1 protein-coding gene is annotated in these 449 nt (G+C 45.0%); it reads right to left on the bottom strand.

Features of this window, described 5'->3' with window-relative positions:
* Positions 1 to 155 precede the first annotated feature (155 nt).
* Positions 156 to 449 (bottom strand): hypothetical protein (locus AN393_RS20635; RefSeq protein WP_235576222.1); only part of this gene is annotated, 294 nt, incomplete at its 5' end.

Raw genomic sequence — 449 nt, 5'->3', positions numbered from 1 at the left:
AGTAGTGAAACGAAACAGCGCCGATGATAGTGTAGCATTTGCTATGTGAAAGTAGGACATTGCCAGGCTCCAAATAAGAGAAACCCGTTGCAGCGATGTAACGGGTTTTTTGCTGTATGGGGTTTAGTAAAAATAGCCAAGACCCCATGCCAAACTCAGTAGCAAAACAAAACAGCTCGAAGGCGAGCCCCGCACAAGGCCGCCCCGACCAATGATAGTGTAGCATTTGCTATGTGACTCTCCACCGCTGTGGGTACTACGACATCGCAAGGCTCCAAATACGAGAAAGCTTTTACAGCAATGTGATGGTTTTTTACGTCTGAAGGAAAGTAATATTCAGCATTTTCTTCTCTAAAGCGTAGCGCCTCTTTGTGAATAGTATTTTGGCTATCTGAAAATAAGCACACGTAATACATACCCATCCAACACCTACCATCTAGGTCAGGCGA

It is taken from the genome of Pseudoalteromonas sp. P1-25, assembly GCF_001401805.1.
Taxonomy (GTDB): domain Bacteria; phylum Pseudomonadota; class Gammaproteobacteria; order Enterobacterales; family Alteromonadaceae; genus Pseudoalteromonas.
This window is presented reverse-complemented; position numbering and strand designations above follow the sequence as displayed.